The organism is Streptomyces sp. NPDC049040 (assembly GCF_043197715.1).
Taxonomy (GTDB): Bacteria; Actinomycetota; Actinomycetes; order Streptomycetales; family Streptomycetaceae; genus Actinacidiphila.
The window spans coordinates 187328-206574 of the sequence record NZ_JBICTO010000012.1 but is presented as its reverse complement, the minus strand read 5'-3'; the positions used below and the strand labels follow the sequence as shown (position 1 = coordinate 206574).

General features: G+C 71.8%; 21 protein-coding genes. 11 read left to right on the top strand and 10 right to left on the bottom strand.

The features are described from left to right. Positions 1-369 precede the first annotated feature (369 nt). Positions 370-936 carry a Uma2 family endonuclease gene (locus ACGFMP_RS27025; RefSeq protein ID WP_393675593.1) on the top strand — a complete coding sequence of 189 codons (567 nt, stop codon included), beginning with the start codon at positions 370-372 and terminating at the stop codon, positions 934-936. Positions 937-1243: 307 nt separating this feature from the next. Here ACGFMP_RS27025 and ACGFMP_RS27020 read toward each other — a convergent pair whose 3' ends face one another. The 3 genes from ACGFMP_RS27020 to ACGFMP_RS27010 form a co-directional block, all read right to left on the bottom strand. Next, entirely contained in the window at positions 1244-1516 is a 273-nt protein-coding gene (locus ACGFMP_RS27020) for a hypothetical protein (RefSeq protein ID WP_393675592.1), read from the bottom strand. A gap of 304 nt (positions 1517-1820) precedes the next feature. Further along, the gene (locus ACGFMP_RS27015) at positions 1821-2213 is read right to left on the bottom strand and encodes a type II toxin-antitoxin system VapC family toxin (RefSeq protein ID WP_393675591.1); all 393 of its coding nucleotides are present in this window, start codon (positions 2211-2213) and stop codon (positions 1821-1823) included. Then, the gene (locus ACGFMP_RS27010) at positions 2210-2482 is read right to left on the bottom strand and encodes a hypothetical protein (protein WP_393675590.1); all 273 of its coding nucleotides are present in this window, start codon (positions 2480-2482) and stop codon (positions 2210-2212) included. The genes ACGFMP_RS27015 and ACGFMP_RS27010 overlap by 4 nt, the downstream gene beginning before the upstream one ends. Before the next feature lie 9 nt (positions 2483-2491). Here ACGFMP_RS27010 and ACGFMP_RS27005 point away from each other — a divergent pair, with 9 nt between their 5' ends. The 3 genes from ACGFMP_RS27005 (at position 2492) to ACGFMP_RS26995 (ending at position 4076) form a co-directional block, all read left to right on the top strand. Then, positions 2492-2632, top strand: coding sequence for a hypothetical protein (locus tag ACGFMP_RS27005; protein WP_393675589.1), 141 nt, complete (start codon positions 2492-2494; stop codon positions 2630-2632). Between the two features lie 110 nt (positions 2633-2742). Beyond that, entirely contained in the window at positions 2743-3669 is a 927-nt protein-coding gene (locus ACGFMP_RS27000) for a hypothetical protein (RefSeq protein ID WP_393675588.1), read from the top strand. 80 nt (positions 3670-3749) lie between these two features. Next, positions 3750-4076: a hypothetical protein gene (locus tag ACGFMP_RS26995; protein ID WP_393675587.1), complete on the top strand. Its 327-nt coding sequence runs from the start codon at positions 3750-3752 to the stop codon at positions 4074-4076. Positions 4077-4395: 319 nt separating this feature from the next. Here the strand turns inward: ACGFMP_RS26995 and ACGFMP_RS26990 are convergent, their stop codons facing one another. Beyond that, the gene (locus ACGFMP_RS26990) at positions 4396-5625 is read right to left on the bottom strand and encodes a hypothetical protein (RefSeq protein WP_393675586.1); all 1230 of its coding nucleotides are present in this window, start codon (positions 5623-5625) and stop codon (positions 4396-4398) included. Positions 5626-5812: 187 nt separating this feature from the next. Here ACGFMP_RS26990 and ACGFMP_RS26985 point away from each other — a divergent pair, with 187 nt between their 5' ends. The 7 genes from ACGFMP_RS26985 (at position 5813) to ACGFMP_RS26955 (ending at position 13854) form a co-directional block, all read left to right on the top strand. Beyond that, positions 5813-7288 carry a helix-turn-helix domain-containing protein gene (locus ACGFMP_RS26985; protein WP_393675585.1) on the top strand — a complete coding sequence of 492 codons (1476 nt, stop codon included), beginning with the start codon at positions 5813-5815 and terminating at the stop codon, positions 7286-7288. 239 nt (positions 7289-7527) lie between these two features. Continuing rightward, positions 7528-8568, top strand: coding sequence for an ABC transporter ATP-binding protein (locus ACGFMP_RS26980; protein ID WP_393675584.1), 1041 nt, complete (start codon positions 7528-7530; stop codon positions 8566-8568). A 52-nt stretch (positions 8569-8620) separates the two neighbouring features. Next, positions 8621-9409 (top strand): ABC transporter permease, encoded by a 789-nt coding sequence (locus ACGFMP_RS26975; RefSeq protein ID WP_393675583.1) that lies wholly within the window; start codon positions 8621-8623, stop codon positions 9407-9409. A 26-nt stretch (positions 9410-9435) separates the two neighbouring features. Beyond that, positions 9436-10812 carry a sensor histidine kinase gene (locus tag ACGFMP_RS26970; RefSeq protein WP_393675582.1) on the top strand — a complete coding sequence of 459 codons (1377 nt, stop codon included), beginning with the start codon at positions 9436-9438 and terminating at the stop codon, positions 10810-10812. Further along, positions 10809-11495 (top strand): response regulator, encoded by a 687-nt coding sequence (locus tag ACGFMP_RS26965; RefSeq protein WP_393675581.1) that lies wholly within the window; start codon positions 10809-10811, stop codon positions 11493-11495. The genes ACGFMP_RS26970 and ACGFMP_RS26965 overlap by 4 nt, the downstream gene beginning before the upstream one ends. A gap of 312 nt (positions 11496-11807) precedes the next feature. Next, a complete protein-coding gene (locus ACGFMP_RS26960) occupies positions 11808-12716 on the top strand; it encodes a methyltransferase domain-containing protein (protein ID WP_393675580.1) in 909 nt (302 codons plus the stop codon). Between the two features lies 1 nt (position 12717). After that, positions 12718-13854, top strand: a complete 1137-nt coding sequence (locus ACGFMP_RS26955) for a terpene synthase family protein (protein ID WP_393675579.1) — start codon at positions 12718-12720, stop codon at positions 13852-13854. A gap of 235 nt (positions 13855-14089) precedes the next feature. Here ACGFMP_RS26955 and ACGFMP_RS26950 read toward each other — a convergent pair whose 3' ends face one another. From ACGFMP_RS26950 to ACGFMP_RS26925, 6 genes are all read right to left on the bottom strand, one after another. Continuing rightward, the gene (locus tag ACGFMP_RS26950; RefSeq protein ID WP_393675578.1) at positions 14090-15538 is read right to left on the bottom strand and encodes a cytochrome P450; all 1449 of its coding nucleotides are present in this window, start codon (positions 15536-15538) and stop codon (positions 14090-14092) included. Further along, positions 15535-16158 (bottom strand): ATP/GTP-binding protein, encoded by a 624-nt coding sequence (locus ACGFMP_RS26945; protein ID WP_393675577.1) that lies wholly within the window; start codon positions 16156-16158, stop codon positions 15535-15537. Before ACGFMP_RS26945 ends, ACGFMP_RS26950 begins: the two co-directional genes overlap by 4 nt. After that, the gene (locus ACGFMP_RS26940; protein ID WP_393675576.1) at positions 16139-16498 is read right to left on the bottom strand and encodes a DUF742 domain-containing protein; all 360 of its coding nucleotides are present in this window, start codon (positions 16496-16498) and stop codon (positions 16139-16141) included. Before ACGFMP_RS26940 ends, ACGFMP_RS26945 begins: the two co-directional genes overlap by 20 nt. Further along, positions 16495-16881, bottom strand: a complete 387-nt coding sequence (locus tag ACGFMP_RS26935) for a roadblock/LC7 domain-containing protein (RefSeq protein ID WP_393675604.1) — start codon at positions 16879-16881, stop codon at positions 16495-16497. The genes ACGFMP_RS26940 and ACGFMP_RS26935 overlap by 4 nt, the downstream gene beginning before the upstream one ends. Positions 16882-16895: 14 nt before the next feature. Beyond that, the gene (locus ACGFMP_RS26930) at positions 16896-18374 is read right to left on the bottom strand and encodes an ATP-binding protein (protein ID WP_393675603.1); all 1479 of its coding nucleotides are present in this window, start codon (positions 18372-18374) and stop codon (positions 16896-16898) included. Positions 18375-18464: 90 nt separating this feature from the next. After that, entirely contained in the window at positions 18465-19178 is a 714-nt protein-coding gene (locus ACGFMP_RS26925; protein ID WP_393675575.1) for a TetR/AcrR family transcriptional regulator, read from the bottom strand. Between the last annotated feature and the right edge of the window lie 69 nt (positions 19179-19247).

The window sequence follows — 19247 nt, the reverse complement described above, 5'->3', positions numbered from 1 at the left end:
AGACGACACGACACGTCACTCCTGCCGCCGAACCACCGACATCACACCTGACCAGCGGAAACGCAGCGAGCACCATCGGAAAGACAACAGCTTCTTACTCCTTCAGCGGATGCGGGCGTCGGCGCTGAGCGCGTGCAGACTTGCTGCCGGTGGTCTCAGTCCTGGTCTCGGTACGGGCCATGGGCGGCGGGATGGAGGTGCCGCCATCCCGGGCATGGCGCCCGCGGCCGCGGCCATGTCTGTCTGCAGCCGCAGCGCGGCGTCTGGCCGCGCTGGCCGTTGTGGTGCTCAACGTGTCGGGCGGGGCTGAGACAGTAGGCTGGACTCGGCGGGTTCTGGCCCGCTCCTGTGGTGTTCGGGAGGTGCGTCATGACTGCCGAGACGGCAGCCCCTGCGTGGATGCACGAGCAGATCACGGCGGAGCAGTACGACTCCTGGTCCGAGGAGCAGTGTGCGGGGATCGAGATCGTGGACGGGATGGTCGTCGGGAGCCCCAGCGCCTCCAAGCGCCATAATCGGCTGGCCCGGATCTTGGCGAATGCCTTGGAGGCCGCCGGCGGGCCGGACTGGAATGCCGACACCGACTTCGATGTCCGGCTTCAGGACATCCCGCTCACCAATCGTCGTCCGGATGTGGTGGTGTACCGCGCCGACACGATCGACATCGTGCCCACCCGTCCCGAGCACGTGCTGCTGGTCGTGGAGGTCGTCTCGCCGGGGTCGGAGACCACCGACCGGATCGTGAAGACCGACCAGTACGCCAAGGCCGGTATCGCCTTCTACTGGCGGGTCGAGCAGGCCGCGACCGGGGTTCCCTTGGTGTACACATATGTTCTCGATCCCGCGAACACGGCTTACCGGAACGGGGACGTCTTCACGGGTGTCGTCAAGGTCGTGGCCCCTTTCCCGATGGAGGTCGACCTCGGCCAGATCTGATCTCGGCGTGGCGCCGCTGAGGTGTCTTCATGGCGGCGTGGATATCTCGGCTTGCGTGAGCGCTGCGTGAGCGGACGGGACGGCACCGCCGTGGACCGGCCGTTACGATGATCAAGTTCGCGAGCCTCTGACCAGCCGAAACAGGAACTCGTGGCACCGTCCACCACCTGCCGTCACGATCTTGCCAGCCCTCGTAATGCGTAGGTCTCGGGTTCGAATCCCGAAGGCGGATCCACGGCAAACCCCAAGTCAACCTCTGACCTGGGGTTTCTGCGTTGGTCGACCCTTGAGGTGCGGAACGGGGCGGTCAGTCCCGCCGGGCGGAGAGCACGCGCGTTGCGATGGCCAGGGCCAGGCCGGCGGCGACGAGGTAGAGGCCCAGGCGTTCCTCGGTGACCGCCTGGGACCAGATGCGCCAGGCCGACCTTGTGTGACCTTCGGCCACCAGGACGTCCCCGTAGACCCTGGGGGGTGTGTCGGCCGCCCGGTCGCGGATCCACAACAGGGCGCCAAGGGCGGCGCATGTCGCGGACACCGTGTAGAGGACCACGGTGGAGCGCGGGGACGGTGGTCTGGTCACTGGGGCTCCTCCTGCCGGTGCTTTTCCGCCCCGATGATATTCAGGGCGCGCCTTGCGGGTGCCGCAGGAGGGGGGTTGCCGGGGTGGGGTGGTTGAACTGGCGCTGCACGGAGGCGGGTGCCGGATCCGGCCCTTTCAGGGAACTCGGGACCTGACCCTCTGGCTTCTTCCGCTTCGCCCTCACGAGTCGGGCGGGGACCGGGGCGCCCGGACTGACGACTCACTCGTGCTTCACACCCGCAGCGCTTTCCCGACGCGGAATTACTCGGGGCACCGGGCGAACTCGCGACCGCGACTGTCGATCTCAGATCTTGGTCACCCGGACGCTGGGACCGCAGAGCATCGTGATGTCCTCTGGGTCCGTGGTCAGGATGGTGACGGGGGAGGGCGAGGTCAGTGCGGTGGCTGCCACGATGGCGTCCAGTGGGTGCTTGTGACCGTGAAGGCCTGCCGCGCACAGGAGGCGGGCTGCGTGGTGTGCGATGGCCCCGGTGGGCGGGACGATGTTGACCCGGGACACGGCATAGTCGAACCGGGCCTGGTTCGTCTTGGGATCCCGCGCTTCGACGAGCGTGACGGAGCTGGCGACCACGCGGATGTCCTCGGATTCTGCGGCGGCCAGCCACTCGGTGAGTTCGCGGTTTCGCCGGACGAGTTCGGACAGTCCGTCGCAGTCAAGGATGAGGGTTCCGCTCACGCGGCATCCGCCGAGCCCGCGCTGTCGCCCCGCAGGATCGCGCGCTTGGCCTCTACTGCCGCCGGGTCGACCGGACCATGTTCGGCTTCCGCGTCCTCGATCAGCTCACGCACCCGCTCCCGTTCCAGCTGCCGTTGGATGAGCGCTTCGACATAGGCGGACATGCCGCGCTTGCCCGTGCGCTCCCGGAGCGCTGCGATGGTGCCCTCGTGGAGCGAGACGGAAACCGGCCGGGTGGGGCCCTCGCCGGGAGCGGGAGGTGTGGTCATGCCGCCACTATGACAAATGAATTGTTATTGGCCAGCCTGCTCCGCGCGACGCTCCGTGGCGGGCTGGCCATTGTGGTGCTCAACGGGTCGGGCGGTGCCGTCAGGACTGTGGCTCCCTTCCTGGTGGAGGTCGGCCTCGGCCGGATCTGACCTCGCGCCGGCTGTAGTTGAGGAACCGCTTGGGGACGTGACGCGGCCGGTACGTTGGGGGCCTGAGGCGTCACGCGGGTGTGGCGGTGATGGGGTGGGTGGGGGTGCCGATGACCGCGTGGCTGGTGATCGCGACCGATGAGGGCAAGAAGGCGGGCGCGGGCTATGACGACGACGTCGCCCGCTACTACAGCTGGGACAGCACCGTCCCGAACTCGGCCGCCCTGCGACCGGGAGACGTGATCGTGCTGTGGGACACCGAGATGCTGCTCGGGGTTTCGGTGATCGAGTCGATCGAGGTCGGCGAGGCTGACAAGCGAACGCCGTCCTGCCCGTTCTGCGGAAAAGCGGATGTGGCCGCGCGCAAGACGATGACACCGAAGTACAGGTGCTGGATCCCGACCTGCCGCCGGGAGTTCGACGAGCCGCTGTGGATCGACAAGCACGTCACCACCTACCGGGATCGCCATGAGGCGGGCTGGGTCGGGCTGCCAGGTGTGCTGAGTGGCGGCCAACTCCGCACCTTGTGCGAGAAGCCGAAGTCACAGAACAGCTTGCGCAGGCTGCGCTGGGGCGCCTTTCAGGAAGCCGTCGCCAAGAGCGGGAGGCACATCCCGCTGCACATCGTGGACAGTACCCAGGATGTCATCGGTGGCGGCCACCGTACTGACACCGTTCGGGCGCGCGTGGGAGGACCGGCCGTGCGTCGGCGGCTGCTTGAAGCGTTCGGGGAGACCTGCGCGTTTACGGGCCCCGTGCCGGCGCCTGCCTTGGAAGTGGCCCAGCTCTACAGCTACACCGCCAACGGAAAGCTTCCGGTGGGCGGTGGCCTGCTGCTGCGACGGGACTTGTACTCTCTGTTCGACCTGGGGCAGATCGCCGTCGATCCACGTGGCCAGACCCTGGATGTGGTCAGCGACCTCGCGGGCTTCCCGCACTACGCCGAGCTGCACGGCAGACGGCTGGCGATATCCCTGACGAGCGACGACCTGATCGGGCTCGCCAAGCACTGGGACATGCACCGCTCGCCCCGTTGACCGCCGACGGGCCCGAGTAGCGTCAGCTTCTTTCGCCAGCGGTGCGAACGGACGGGCCGTCCGGCTGGGAGACTCGAGGGGTGGACAGCCATGAGGGCACCGCGGCGCTCGAGTGGTGGGCCAACTCGTCGACCTGCTTGGCTCGGACCGATGTGCGGGTCGTCGTCCGCGTCACCGGTGACGACTGGACGTGTGGCGCGCGGTTCGAACTGCCGCTGTCCGCGGAGGACCGCGAGGGCTTCGACTTCCTGATGGTGCTCGATCCGGTCTTCACGCTGCGCTTCGACGACGGCAGCATGCTGCACGTCGACGTCGTCATGGCGGGGGACGAGGACGGACGGCTCCTCCTCACCGCCTGCCAGGCAGCGGCGGGGGAGCCGGCGGGTACCAGGCGGCTGCCCCGGTAGCGGAACCGCTGGCGGCCTGGGCCCGATCGGGTCTGGGCGCCTTACGCGGTGCGGGCGTCGGTGAGCCCGGAAATCCGCTGTCGCGGGGGGAAGGCGGCCGGGTAGGTTCGCGGAGCCCCCGGGTGCTGGCAAGCTCGGGCGGCTGATCGGTGGCCGCGCTCACCTACCGTCTGCTCGACGAGGGGTCCGCCTCATGGCGGGCGGCCACCGGTCCCACCCGCCGCCGCTTCCGCCCTGCTGGGCCGTCCGACCCGCGAAGGCCGCCTCCACCACGGTGTGGTGAATGCGGCCTTCGCGGGTCGGGCGGCGCGGTCGGTGGTCAGGCGGCGCGGCGGCGACGGGTGACCGACATCGTCACGAACGCTCCCGCCGCGGCGAGCAGTGCCGCGAGCCCGGCGATCAGGCCCATGTGCGACGAACCGGTGCTGGCGAGCTGGGCGGACGAGGTGGAGCCGCCTGACGTGGCCGCCCCGGAAGTCGCGCCGCCGGCCGCGGTGCCGGCCGTGGTGACGTCCCCGGCCGGGACAGGGGCGGACGTGGGCGCCGACGAGGGCGTCGCGGTCGCCGTCGGCGTCGAGGCAGGCCGCAGGTGCAGGGTGCTCTGTGCGCTCGCGATCTCTCCGCCGAGCACCACTCGGGAGCTGAGGCGCAGGTCCCGCGCCGCGGCCGGCTGCTCCGCGGCCGTGAAGCGCAGCTGGTAGCTGTGTGTCTGCTGGTAGGCGAAGCCGGCGGGGACCGGGGCGAGCAGCCAGCTCCTGCCCGACTCCACGACCGTGGCCGGCTTCCATGTCCCGCTGCCGCTGCGGTATTCCAGGCTCAGGCCGGACGCCGCCGACTCCACCTCGACCATGGTGCTCAGCGGGCTGGTGAAGGTACCTCCCGCTCCGTCGTAGAGGCTGAGGGTCGTCTTGCCGGGGGCGCCGGGTGAGACGGTCACGGAGTGGTTGAACCTCTCGGTGAGGTGGCCGTCCGGCAGCGCGGGGCCGACGGCGAAGTGGACGTGGCCGGGCGCCACGACCTCGCTGACAATCGACTTGAGATCGATGTCGAGGCCGTCGTCATTGCCGGGGAAGTCCGCCGCGGCACTGATCGTCACTCTCCAGCTGTAGCCGGCGCCGGCGGGGATCTGGAAGCCCGAGGTCGCGGTCCCCCCGTGCGGGAAGAACACGACGTTCATGCCCGGGTTCTGGCCGTCCACCGAAACGTCGGTCGCCGGTGCGTGGATGGGGGTGACCTGTGTCCGTACCTGGTCGATCTCCAGCGGGCTCGGCCCGCTGTTGCCCGGCCACACGAGGGCGTCTCCGGTGAACGGCTGCGTGGTGCTTGAGGTGTTGGTGACGGTCACGGTGAAACTGTTCGTGCCGTTCCCGCGGGTCATGGTGTTGTGGGTGACGTCGCCGACCGCGAGGGTGAGGGGCGCCTCCGGGCTGTCCGCGTGGGCGGCGGGTACGAGCAGCGTCCCGCCGAGGACGACGCTCGCGACGACGCCGACGACCTCGGCGAGACGGGTGGCGGAGTTCCGCTTGCGGAGGTTTCGAGTGCTGGACATGGGACGCTACCTCTTCACTGTTCCGACCGGTGTGGTGCTTGGATGACCAGAGCTTGTGGGGGGATCCGTCCCAGTCGCCACGTACGGCGGGCAGTTCGGGACGTTGGAATGGTGAAACGCGCTGTGACCAGGGGAGATTGAAGGCCTCTGGAACGGCGGAACGGAACACGGCGAAGGGGAGGCACAGGTGTTGGGGGGAGCAGGGGGCAGGGAGACCGAGGATTTCGCGACGCTGCTGCGGGAGCTCAAGGACCGTTCGGGACTGAGCTACGGGGCACTGGCCAAGCGGCTGCACATGAGCACGTCGACGCTGCACCGCTACTGCAACGGCACCGCGGTTCCGAGCGACTACGCGCCGGTGGAGCGCCTCTGCCGGGTGTGCCGGGCGACGCCGCAGGAACTCGTCGAGGTGCACCGGCGCTGGATCCTGGCGGACGCGGCACGCAAGCCGCGGGAGGACCGCGCGGCGGCGACACGGCTGAAGGCCGCCGCCTCGGACGTCGCCGGCGCTGAGGCGGTCGCTGAGGCGGTCGCTGAACCGGTTGCTGAACCGGCTGTGGAACCGGTTGCTGAACCGGCTGTGGAACCGGTCGCTGAACCGGCTGTGCAACCGGTCGCTGAAGCGGTCGCGAAAACGGCCGCGGAAGCGGCCCCGGCGCAGGACTCGCCGCAGGGGGCGGGTTCAACCGACCCCACTCCTCCCGAGGACGAACCGGTCGTCGAACGCATGCCGCGGGCCCCGGCGTCGCCGCGGCGGCGCCGGAGCATGGTGGCCGGCTCCGCCGCGATGGCCGCCGTCGTGGTGGCCGCGGTGCTTGTCGCGCATCCGTGGCGCGGCGGCGCCGGGGACGGCGCCGGAGACCAGCAGGTGGCCGGCGCCACCGCGAGCAGCGGGACGTCCGGCACCGGGGAGGCGTCCGGCACCGGGAAGCCGTCCGCCACCGCGTCGTCAGCGGCACCGTCGACGAGCGCCCCGGGTCGCACACCGTCCGCGCCGGCTTCCGCCACGGGGTCCCCCCGGAGCGGGCATCCCGCCTCGGCCGGTGCCACCGGTGGCAGCGGCACCGACGCCGCCCCCCTCACCGTCCACACCCGCCCGTACGTCTTCGAGACCATCTGCGGCCAGCGCTTCCTTGTCGACAGCGCGCCGGAGCAGGTCGGGCCGCCCCCGAACGAGGAGGACGCGCCGCGCTGGGCGGAGGCGAACGGCGCCGTCGCGTCGGACAGCGAGCGCATCGCCATCACGGTCCAGGGCACCGGCGCGCACACCGTGGTCCTCGAAGGGCTGCACGTCGGCATCGTCTCGAGGAACGCGCCGCTCGCCTGGAACGAGTACGAATCGACCGAGTGCGGCGGCAAGGTGGCCACCCAGTCCTTCGACGTCGACCTGGACCGCGGAATCCCCACCGCCACCGTCAAGAACAGCTCGCGCGCCTTCCCTTACAAGGTCACCGAGTCCGACCCCGAGGTCTTCTACGTCACGGTGCACACGAAGGCGCACGACGTCCGCTGGAACTTCACCCTCGACTGGTCGAGCGGCGACCGGCACGGCACCCTCGTTGTCGACAACGACGGCACCCCCTTCCGCCTCAGCGCCGACGTCGACCGCCCGGACTACGACTGCTTGCCGGGCTGTGACGAGTGGACCCTCATGCCGCACTGACAGACCGAGGCGGCACCGCCGCACCCCAGGACACCGTCCCCGGCCTCGTCGATGTCCCCGACGTGCCCGACGTCCCCTCCGTGGAGCCGGATCAGCCGATCGGTTGAGGGGGCTGGGCCGTCCGGGGGATCGGCCGGGGCGGGACGGGCAGGGCCGGGTGGCCGATGCCGCGGGGACGGCGCCGCTGCGAGGCTCGTACCAGTGACCCGGAGGTTCCGGGGCTGGAAGGGGCGCCACGCATGCCGGCGGTGATCGAGGTGCGGCACCTGCACAAGAGATACGGCGCCGAGGTGGCGGTCGACGACGTCTCGTTCACCGTGGAGCGGGGCGAGATCTTCGGGATCCTCGGCCCTAACGGCGCGGGCAAGACCACCACGGTGGAGTGCGTGGAGGGCCTGCGTACCGCCGACCGGGGCGAGATCAGGGTGCTCGGGCTCGATCCGCTGCGCGACCGGGCCGAGTTGACCCAGCGGCTCGGGGTGCAGTTGCAGGACGGGCGGCTTCCCGACCGGCTGACGGTCGACGAGGCGCTCGGGCTGTACGGCTCCTTCTATCGCAAGCCGGCCGACCGGGAGGTCCTGATGGACGTGCTCGGGCTGGCCGGCAGGCGCAGGACCCCCTACGCCAGGCTGTCCGGCGGCCAGAAGCAGCGGCTCTCCATCGCGCTCGCGCTGATCGGGAGCCCGGAGGTGGCCGTACTCGACGAACTCACCACCGGGCTCGACCCGCAGGCCCGCCGTGACACCTGGGGCCTGATCCAGGACGTGCGCTCCCGCGGGGTGACGATCGTGCTGGTCACCCACTTCATGGAGGAGGCCGAGCGGCTGTGCGACCGGGTGGCGGTGATCGACCGGGGCCGCGTCGTCGCCGTGGACAGCCCGGCCGCCCTGACCGAACGTGTCCCGGACGGGCAGCGGATCCGCTTCCGGCCGTCCGTTCCGTTCGCGGACGGCCTGCTGACCGGCCTGCCCGACGTCACGGGCCTCACCCGGCAGGGCGACGTCGTGGTCGTCACCGGCACCGGCAACGCCCTCAACGCGATCACCTCCGTGCTGGCCCGCAACGACATCCTGGCGGAGCACCTGCGGGTGGACCAGCCCAGCCTGGAGGACGCGTTCGTGGCGCTGACCGGCGAGCAGTCCGGCGCTGGCGCCCGTGGCCCCGACGCGGAACGGACCCCCGACGCCGGCACCGCCCGGACACCTACCGCGGACCCGGGCGGCGCCCGTGATCCCGGCGCGCGCGGGACCCGCGAAGCCGACGCCGCCGACCACGTCTAGCCGACCACGTCCAGCCGACAACGTCCAGCCGATCACGCAGGAGGAGTACGCCATGTCGGTCGTCACCCCGGCCGGGCCCGCGCCCGCCGCCGCAGCCCGGGGCCCGGTGCTGGGACGGCTCGCGCTCACCGAGTTGAAGCTCTTCGTCCGGGAGCGGGTGGGCCCGGTCTTCGCCGTCGGTCTGCCGCTGGCGCTGCTGGTCGTCTTCGGCAACATCCCCTTCTACAACCAGCGCCGGGACAGCTTCGGCGGCCACACGCTTTTGGACCAGTACGTCCCGATCCTGGCCGCCTTCGTCCTGGCCACGCTGTCGTTCAACGTGGTGCCCGCGGTACTGGCCGGCTACCGGGAGAAGGGGGTGCTGCGCCGGCTGCGGACGACCCCGGTGGGCCCGGCCCGGGTGCTGGCCGCACAGCTGCTGGTCAATCTGGCGACCGCGGCGGTCGCCGTGGTCGCCGTACTCCTGGTGGCCCGGCTCGCGTTCGGGGTGGCGCTGCCGCGCCAGGCCGCCGGATACGCGGCCGCCATCGTGCTTGCCGCGCTCGCCCTCATGGCGATCGGCCTGTTCGTCGCCGCGGCCTCGCCCAACGGGCGGGTCGCGAACACCGTGGGGGCGGTGCTGTTCTACGCCCTGATGTTCTTCGCCGGGCTCTTCCTCCCGATCGCCTCCATGCCCCCGCTGCTGCGGCGCATCAGCCGGGCCACCCCGCTCGGGGCCGCCGTGCAGGCGCTGACGGACGCGACGCAGGGGCACTGGCCGCACACCGTGCAGCTGGTCACGCTGGCAGGTTACGCCGTGGTCTTCGGAGCGGCAGCGATTAGATTGTTCCGCTGGGAGTGACGGGGAGTGAGCGGGAGTGGGTGGGAGTGGATTCGACCGGAGGGCATCCCCTGGGCGCGCCGGCAGCGCTCGCCCGGGCGGGCGGGCAGGATGAGCGGCTGCTTCCGCTGCTGACGAGAGTGCCCTTCGCGATGCTGGCGGTCCTCATCGTCGTGACCGCGGTCGCCAGGCGCGGGGAGGGCGGCTCCCTGCTGGTCGACCTGGGCCTGTGCGCCGCGGTGTCCCTGTGGATGGCGTGGTTCGTCAGGCACCCCTCCTGGTGGGACCTGGCGCGGCCGGCGGGGGTGTTCTTCGCCGGGCTGGTCGTGCTGGTGGGCGTCCTCGTCGTGCGGGACCCGTGGTTCGGCCTCTTCACTCCCGCGTGCTACTTCTACGCTTTCGGGATCCTGCCCTGGCCGTGGCGGCTTCCGGGGGTCGCCGCGGTCGCGCTGGAGTCGGGGGCCGCCCAGGGCGACCCGGTGTCCAAGGACAGTGCCGTCGGCTGGACCGTCTTCGCGGTGATCCTGGCCGTCAACGTGATCTGCATGTGCGGCTTTGCCTGGTGGGGGTGGGACGCCGACCGGAAGAACCAGGAGCGGATCGCGGCCCTGGCCCAGGTACGGGAGGCGAACCGCCGGCTACAGGCGACGCTGGCGGAGAACGCCGGGCTGCACCGGCAACTGGTCGTCCAGGCCCGGGAGGCCGGGGTCCTCGACGAGCGGCAGCGGATGGCCCGGGAGATCCACGACACCCTCGCCCAGGGCCTCATCGGGATCGTCATGCAGTTGCAGGCCGCCGAGCAGGCGAGCGGCGACCCCGACCGGTGGCGGCAGCACTTCACGGCGGCGACCGGGCTGGCCCGGGAGAGCCTGGCCGAGGCCAGGCGTTCCGTGGATGAACTGCGGCCTGAGCCGCTGGAGACGGCCGGGCTGGGGGACGCCCTGGCCGGGGTCGCCGAGCGCTGGTCCGCCCTGCACGGCGTGGCCGTCCGGGTCACCACCACGGGGACGGCCCGGCCGATGCAGCCGGAGACCGAACTCGCCCTGCTGCGGGCGGCCCAGGAGGCGCTGGCCAACGTGGCACGGCACGCGGGGGCGGGCTCGGTCGCCCTGACCCTCGGCTACCTGGAGGACGACGTGACCCTGGACGTACGCGACGACGGCCGCGGCTTCACGGCGGCCCCGGCCCCCGCGGGACACACCGACCCGGCGCCCGGCACCGGCACCGGCACCGACCCGGCCCCCGCGGAACACACCGACCCGGCGCCCGGCACCGACCCCGGCACCGGCGGTGGCTTCGGCCTGAAGGCGATGCGGGAGCGGATCGAGGGGTTGTCCGGCACCCTGCGGGTCCAGTCGGAACCCGGCGCGGGCACCATCGTCTCGGCCCGCGTGCCGCACGGAAGGCTGGAGGCCGGCGCATGAGCCGTCCGCACCCGGAGCCGACGCCGGCTCCCGCCTCCGCCGCGATCCGGCTGCTGATCGCCGACGACCACCCCGTGGTCCGTGACGGCCTGAGCGGCATGTTCGCCGCCGACCCGGGGTTCGAGGTGGTGGGTGAGGCGGCGGACGGTGCCGAGGCGGTCCGGTTGGCCGGGAGCCTCGAACCGGACGTCGTCCTGATGGATCTGCGCATGCCCGGTACGGACGGCGTGACCGCGATCGCCGAGCTGGCCAAGGCGGGCTGCACCGCCCGGGTGCTGGTCCTGACCACCTACGACTCCGACAGCTACGTCCTGCCGGCCATCGAGGCGGGGGCGACCGGCTACCTCCTGAAGGACGCCCCGCGGGACGAGCTGCTGCGGGCGGTGCGGGCGGCCGCCAACCGCGAGGCGGTGCTCTCGCCCTCGGTCGCGGCCCGGCTGATGAACCGGGTGAGGACACCGGCGCCCGGCCTGCTCAGCCCGCGGGAGGGCGAGGTGCTGAAGTGGGTGGCGGCCGGCGCCACCAACCGCGAGGTGGCGGCCCGCCTGCTGATCAGCGAGGCCACGGTGAAGACCCATCTGCTGAACGTCTACGGCAAGCTCGGCGTCGGCGACCGCGCGGCGGCCGTGGCCGAGGCCTTCAACCGCGGCCTGCTCACCCCCAGGAAACCGAACCGCCCCTGACCGCGTGCCCGCTGCACGGTCCGGGTCCGGGTCCGGGTCCCGGGGATTCCGGCCGTCAGGGTGGCTGAAAAGTGCCCCCGCAGGCGTCATCTTTCGTTGACCGAGGCAGAGTTGACTCCGCGAGAGGCCAAGTGGACTATGCCAGAGGCATCTTGGCCGTAGCGTAGGCGCCACCGTGCAGAATCAAGCGGACATGCGGGGACTTTATGCGTTCCGCTTCCATGCAAGTTGAACAATTCATCAATAGTGTCGGTCAGTTCCGGGCAGTGTCACTGGTCGGCACTTACACCATGGCGAGGGATCGAACATACGATGGACAGCGGACTCCTCATTCAGGCTCCCTCAAACGAACGGGCTTTCGATGAAAGCCAGGTTCCGCTCTACTACTCCCGCAAGACCAACGACATTCTCCAGAAGTACGGCCCAGGACCACGCGTCCACTTCCACGTGGGGCTCTTCGAGAAGGACGCGCGGCTGAACACGACGGTCAGCCAGGCCGTGCTCAAGCGGCGGATCTCCGCGTCGCAGGAGGCGATACTCAGCCACGCGGCGCGCAGTTGGGGAGTCCCGAGCGGGGAGCCGCTGCACCTGCTGGACATCGGCTGCGGCGTCGGCGGCGGGTCGCTGTACTGGGCGCAGGAGTACGGCGCCACGGTGACCGGCCTCACCGTCGCGCCCGAGCACCTGCCGGTCATCAGGGACTTCGCCAGGCAGGCCGGTGTCGCCGACCGCGTGACCCCGCGGCACGCGGACATCCACGAGCTGGGCGACCAGCGGCTGTACGACGCCGCGTACGCCAACGAGAGCTCCGGCTACATGGACCGCGAGCGCCTCTTCCAGGTGGTGGCGCGGGCGTTGAAGCCGGGCGGCTGGTTCGGCATCCAGGAGCACTTCATCTGCCGACCCGAGTGGACCGGGTTCATCGACGGCTACTACAAGACCCGGCTCGGCACCCTCACCGAGTACATCACCGCGGCCGAGGCGGCCGGCTTCGAGCTGGAGCAGGACGAGGACGTCACCGACCGGGTGACGGAGTTCTGGGTGCAGTCGATGGCCTGGAACACCGCGGAGCTGGACCGGGTCGAGGCGACGGGCATCCCGTCGGCGTGGTCGCGCGACCGGCTGCGGGAGTCGACCATCGCGCACGGCAAGCTGTTCCGGATCTGGCGCGACCACGCGATGGAGACCCGGCTGCTGTTCTTCCGGCTCGCGGGGAGCTGACGTGACCGACACGACCGACACCACCGACACGACCGACGCCACTGCCGCGCACGGCCGCCCGTCCCGGATCGGGCCGCGACTGCCCGCCTTCTACTGCCCGTTCAACGAGCGGCTGATCCACCCCAAGGCTGAGGAGATCGAGGCCCGGGCGGTGGAGTGGACCGACCGGTTCGGCATCTACCCGGACGCCGTGGAGCGGGCCTGGGGCCTGGCCACGCACAGCGCCGACTTCTCCAGCCGCATCATCCCGCTCGGCGACGTCGAGGCAGTGGCGCTCTTCGCCCAGTGGAACTACTGGGCGAACGCGGTCGACGACTGGCAGGACTCGGGTTCCACGCCCGCCAGTACGGCCGCCATCGCCGACCACGGCGTCCGGCTGGCCCGCGCCCTCGAGGCACCCGGTTCCGCGATGCTGCCGCCGGGGCCGCTGACCGAGGCGCTGGACGACCTGGTGGCCAGGACCAGGGCGGCGCTCTCGCCCTTCCAGCTGCGCAGGTTCACCGAGGGGGCAAGGGACTGGCTCTTCGGCGCCGTCTGGCAGACCGCCAACGCGGAGCGGGACGTGATGCCGAGCCTCGCCGACTTCGTGGCGACCGGCGCGCTGGCGAACGGCACCCGCTTCTCCCTCACCTGGGCGGACGCCGCCAACGGGATCCATCTGCCGGCCGAGGTGCTGTATTCGGCGCCCGTCCAGGTGGCCACGGACGCGGCGGGGTTCATCGTCAGCGCGGACAACGACCTCTTCTCGTACGACAAGGACGACGACCAGACGCCCTGGGAGCAGAACCTGGTCAACGTCCTCGCCCACGAGCGCGGCTGCACGCCGCTGGAGGCCGTGCCCGCGGCCGTTGCCCTGCGGGACCGGGTGATGGCCTTCCTGGTGCGGCTGTGCGGGCAGATCGCCGAGGGGGCCGACGAGGAGTTGCGCCGCTACCTGGACTCGCTGGGCCACTACGTGGCAGGCGCCATCGAGTGGCAGAGCCGCGCGCCGCGCTACGCCAGTCCCCGCAACCGCAACGAACTCCCGGTGCCCGGTGCCCGGTTCGAGCTGACCTGGCGGGACACCCCGAGCGACCAGGACACCTCGGCGCCGCCGGTGCCGGCGTTCGCCTGGTGGTGGCGGCAGCTGGCGGACTGAAACCGCCTGCCACGGACACGGCGGGGGGGCCGGGCCCCCCCGCGGGGGCCCCCCGGGGGGGGGGGGGGGGGGGGGGGGGGGGGCCGGGCCCCGGCCCCCCCCCCCCCGGGGGGCGGGGGGGGCGGGGGGGGGGGGGGGGGGGGGGGGGCGGGGGGCTGCCCCCCCCCCCCCCCGGCGCCGGGGGGGGGCCCCCCCCCCGGGGCGCGCCCCCCCGCCGTGTCGGGACGGGCGGCTCTCAGCGGAGCCGGGCCAGCAGCCTGCGCCACCAGGGCGCCCGGCCGGGCCGCCCGGCCGGGGCCGCGGCGGCCGGCGCCTGCTCGGGCACCGGCGGCGCCGATGTCGGCGGCAGCGGCCCGCTCTGCGTGGGCAGCGGCGTGGAGGTGGGCGGCAGCGGCGCGGAGGCGGGCGGCTCGGCCGTGGCCGGGCCACGCACCGGGCGGGGGCTGAACACCACGGGCAGCGCGGCCAGTTGCTGGAACATCAGCGACCCGTTGCGCTGGAGGTCGCCCAGCGGCTCGGCGAGCTCCAGGTCGGGCAGCCGGGTCAGCAGCACCTCGATGCCGGTGTCCGCGATGGCCCGGCCGATGTCCTGCCCCGGGCACTCGTGCGGGCCGGCGCTGAACGCGAGGTGCGCGCGGTTGCCGTGCACCGGCGCGGACAGGTCGGGGCGCACCTCCGGGTCGGGGTCGACGTTGCCCGCGGCCAGGCCGAGCAGCAGCATGTCGCCCGCTTTGATCTGCTGGCCGCCGAGCACCGTGTCGCCGGTCGCCCAGCGCCCCAGCACCGTGTTGATCGGCGGCTGGTCCCACAGCACCTGCTCCAGCGCGTCCGGCAGCGTCATGTGGCCGCCGGAGAGGTTGGCGCGGAAGCGGCGGTCGGTGAGGACCATCTCCAGGGTGTTCGCGATCAGGTTGGCCGTGGTCTGCACGGCCGCGATGAGGATGACCCGGACGTGCGCGAGCACCTCCTCGGGGCCGAGGCCCGCCTCGTGCTCCAGCAGCCAGGTGGTGATGTCCCGGCCGGGGTTGGCGGTCCTGGCCTCGACCAGCTGCTGGAGCACGGAGGTGACGTACTGGTCGCTCTCCAGCGCGGTCTCGGTGCCGTTGACCATGTCCTGGGCGGCCCGCACCAGCCGGGGACCGGCCTCCTCCGGGGCGCCGATGAGCTGGGTCATCACCAGGGTGGGCAGCTGGGCGGCGAAGTCGGCGGTCAGGTCGGCGTGGCCGGCCGTGGAGAAGCCGTCGACCAGGTGGTGGGTGAAGCGGGTGACGTAGCGGCGGATGCCGCGCCGGTCGAAGCCCTGGAGCGAGTCGATGACGGCGCCGCGCAGGCGCTCGTGCACGGGACCGTCGGTGAAGTTGACCACCGGCCACCAGGTGACCATCGGGCCCAGCGGGTGGTCGGCGGGGACCTTGCCCTGGGCCATGTCGCGCCAGGTGCGCGGGTCGCGGGCGAAGCGGGAGGGTGTGCGGGCCACCTCCAGGTTCTCCCGGTAGCCGAGCACCAGCCAGGCCGGCAGGTCGCCGTGCACCAGGACCGGCGCCACCGGGCCGTGCTCGGCGCGCAGCTTCTCGTACAGGCCCTTGGGGTCGGCGTCGGCCTCGGGTCCGTACAGCCGGCGCACCCCGCCGCCTGTGGGGTCGTGGGCCGGGCAGCCCGGGGGCGGGACGGGGGACGTGGTCACGATGCCTCCGAGGTCGCGGAGAGGGATTGCAGGTAGCGCATGAGCGCGATCAGGACGTCCCGGTCGTCCTCGCGCTTGCGGGCGTCGCAGTAGTGGATCGGCACGTGTTCCGGCAGGTCGAGGGCCTGGCGCAGGTCGTCCACGTCGTGCTGGGGCGAGCCGGGGAAGGTGTTGACGGCGACGAGGAAGGGCACCCCGTGCTCCTCCAGCAGGCCCATGGCGTCGAAGCTCACCTCGAGCCGTGCCGTGTCGACCAGCACGATGGCGCCGAGCGCGCCCTCGAAGAGGCCGCGCCACAGGAACCAGAAGCGTTCCTGGCCCGGGGTGCCGAAGAGGTAGAGGATCAGCTCGCGGTTGATGCTGATCCGGCCGAAGTCCAGTGCGACGGTGGTGTGGGTCTTGCCCTCGATCCCCGATGTGTCGTCGACGCCGATGCCGGCCTGGGTCATGGTCTCTTCGGTCTTCAGCGGCCGGATCTCGCTCACCGCGCCGACGAGGGTCGTCTTGCCGACCCCGAATCCGCCGACGATCAGCACTTTGACCGCGGTGGCCGCGGTGGCCGGCAGTACGTCCTCCGGCCGCGGTCCCTCGGGCGGCGGCTCAGAGTTTCTGGAGTCCATCGATCACTGCCTTAATCAATGCCTGTTCGGGGAGTTGGGCGGGAGGTATGGGCGGGCGCGCCATCACGTGCTGCTCGGCGATGAGGTCGCTGAGCAGCACGGTGACCACGCTGACCGGCAGTGCGGTGTAGGCGGAGACCTCGGCCACCGACAGCGGTGACTGGCAGATCCGCAGTATCGCCGCGTGCTCGGGCTGCATACCAGGCGCTGGGCTGGACCTGGCCACGATCAGCGTGACCAGGTCGAGGGGACCGGGGGTCGACGAGCCGCTGCGGCCCCCGGTGATGACGTACAGCCGCTCCGGGCTGTCGTCCTCCCAGCCGCGGCCCGGCTCGCTCACGTGGCGGGCTGGTTGTGTCGCGGCGGGCTGTTGAGGTGTTCTCCGATCCTGAGCACCAGGTCCCGCATGCGCTGCCCCATCAGTCCGGCGTCCACCCCCTCGTCGGCCAGCACCGCGAGGTACGCGCCCGCGCCCGCGGCCATCAGGTAGAAGAAGCCGCCGTCCATCTCGATGACCAGCAGCCGCATCTTCCCCGAGCCGTGGGGGAGTTCCGACGCCACCGCGGCCGCCAGGCTCTGCAGCCCGGCGCAGGCGGCGGCGAGCCGGTCCGCGGTGTCGGTCTCGGTGCTGTGCTGGGCCATCTTCAGCCCGTCGGCTGACAGGACGATCACGTGCCGGGTCTGCGGGACGCCCTCGGCCAGATCCTTGAGCATCCAGTCCATGTTGGCCTGCTGAATCACTGTTGCTCCCCCTTGCCGGTCGAGCCGGTCGAGGTGTCGTGCGGCGCGGTGTCGCCGGATGCGCCGCTGGTGAAGGCGGCGAGCCATTCACCCGGCTGCGGTGCGGACGCCGTCTCGGGGGCGGCCTGGGCGGGCGCCTGCCGAGGGGCGGTCTGGGCTCTGCGGCGACGCTGCGGCAGGCCGGTGTCCTGGCGCGGGGTCCCGGCGGGGGCCTCGCCCGCGCCGTCGGTGGACACCGGGCCGGTGGTCTGGCGGGTCTGGTGCGTGGGGGCGGGGACCTCTCTGGGGCCGGAGAAGGTGCCGATGCCGTGCGCCAGCGCGAGGCCCGACACGGTCGTGGTGGTGGTGATCAGCTTCTGCGGGACCACCAGCACGGCCCGTACGCCGCCGTACGCGGACTCGCGCAGCGAGACGGTGAAGTCGTTGGCCTGGGCGAGCTTGCCGACGGCGGCGAGGCCGAGGCGCGGGGTCTCGCCCAGGTCCGCCATGTCGATGCCCTGCTGGGCGTTGTGCAGCATGCGCTCGGCCCGCTTGCGGGCCTCCTCGCTCATGCTGACGCCGCCGTCCTCGATCTCGATGGCGATGCCGGACTGCACCTCGACGGTGGTCAGGTGGACCCGGGTGTGCGGGGGCGAGTAGCTGGTCGCGTTGTCCAGCAGTTCGGCCAGGGCGTGGATGAGCGGCCCGACGGCCGGGCCGACCACGGCGACCTCGGAGACCGAGTGCAGGTCCACCCGCTGGTAGGGGATGATCTGGCCCATCGCGCCGCGCAGCACGCTGTAGAGCGGTACGGGCTTGCGCCACTGGTGGCCGGGGCGCGCGCCGCCGAGCACGGCGATGGTCGCGGCGAGCCGGCCGATGAGCGAGTTGCCGTGGTCGAGCCGCAGCAGGTCGCCGAAGACGTCCGGCGCGTTTCCGTGCCGGTCCTCCATCTCCCGCAGTTCCTGTGCCTGCTGGTGGACGAACGCCTGGATGCGGCGGGCGACGTTGACGAAGGCGCGCTGCGCGGACTCGCGCAGGTCCTCCTCCGCGACCACGGCGTCGAGTACGGACCTGAGCACGGCCCGGTGCGCCGCCTGGAACTCGGCGGTCAGCTCCGCCTCGTGCACGTTGCCCGCGCTCAGTGAGGCGAATACCTCCTCGTGGTATTCGCCCTTGCGCAGCCGCTCCATCGCCTCGGGCAGCACGACGCCGGCCAGCCGTACGGTGGCGGCCTCCTGCTGGGCGAGCAGGGCGCGGTGGGCCTCCACCACGGCCCCCAGCTCCTCGATCTGTCTGCCGCGGCGGACGGCGATGCAGCCGGCGATCACCGCGGCCACGGCGACCGCGCCGAGCAGGGCGACCGGCACGCGCGCCGACGACGGGACCAGAAAGACGACCAGTACGGCGACTGCCGCCGTCACCACAGCCGGCAGCAGCCATACGCGCAACGTCGCGAACCCTGCGATTCCGGGCGGCGATTCCTCGCGGACCATCAGCACCCTCAAACCATCTGAAGAAACGATCTTATGACGATGGGCCGGAGCATAACGGCATGTGGCGTCCGGCAGTTGACAGAGGACTTGTCAATCACCCGGTCGTGCGACCCGCCGATCCGACGAGTCGTCAGAAACCAGACCTTCGACGAGGATCCTGAGGCCCTGCGGATAGGTGTCCCGCCAGGCGAGCGTCGCCCACCTGGTGCGCAGCGCGGCGAGTTGCGGCAGCTGCGACGCGTCGACTCCGTCGGGGAAGACGTCGCGCCTGGAGGCCTCCTCGACGTCCTCCTGGGTCCTGCTGTAGTGCGCGCGGACGCGGACCAGGATCTCGCCGACGGTGTAGTACCAGATGCCCCGGAAGACATCGACGGCCTGCTCCTGGGTGCACCCGAGCTCGACGGCCGCGGCCAGGATCGTCTCGACCAGTTGCAGGGCGGAGTGGCCAAGGCGGGTGATGAACCCGTCGGTGGTGAGCACCTCGGCCGCCCACGGCCAGGCGGCGAGGGCGTCGTGGATGGCGGTGGCCGCCGCGATGATGCGCTCCCGCGGCTCGCTGGGCAGTTCGGGGTGCGGGATCTGCTCCGCGTACTCGTTGACCAGCAGGAAGAGCAGGTCTTCCTTGTCCCGGACGTGGTGGTAGAGGGTCGTCGCCCCGATGCCGATCTCGGCGGCCAGGCCGCGGATCGTCAGCTTCTCCCAGCCGTCCTGGTCGATGAGCCGGCGGGCCGCGGTGAGGATCTGCGCGCGTGAGGTGACGGGCGGCCGGCCGACGCGGCCGTGCGGTGCGGGAGTACGGGACACCGTCCCATCATGCCCGGTCCCGCCGAATCGGCCGCTGCGACCTGCGTGTTCGACACCCGGGGGGTCCGG